Below are 262 nucleotides of genomic sequence, written 5' to 3'. Positions count from 1 at the left end.
CAACATTTATCCAAATCCTGCAAGAGATGTGATCAGTGTCGATTTTGAAAGTGAGAGCGCTGATAAGCTACTTCCGAAAGAAATCCTTTTGTACAATGAAAAATCGGCCATCGTTCGCGCAGTTTCAGGTTCAAATTCATTCTCAGCCAGCACCAAAAGGACTCAAATGGATGTAGCCAGCCTGCCGCGCGGCACTTACTACTTATACATGGTTCCCGAGAAGGATTCGGGCCAAAAGACAGAAGTTAAAAGAATTTTGCTC

At 43.9% G+C, this 262-nt stretch carries 1 protein-coding gene; it reads left to right on the top strand.

Annotated features, from left to right (window positions below):
* Positions 1–262: T9SS type A sorting domain-containing protein (locus F1003_RS17070; protein WP_235898425.1), on the top strand; the 262-nt coding region annotated here is incomplete at both ends.

Source organism: Winogradskyella ouciana (assembly GCF_009709615.1).
Lineage (GTDB): Bacteria > Bacteroidota > Bacteroidia > Flavobacteriales > Flavobacteriaceae > Winogradskyella > Winogradskyella ouciana.
Note: the sequence above shows the minus strand (reverse complement) of the source record. Positions and strands in the feature narration are given on the sequence as shown.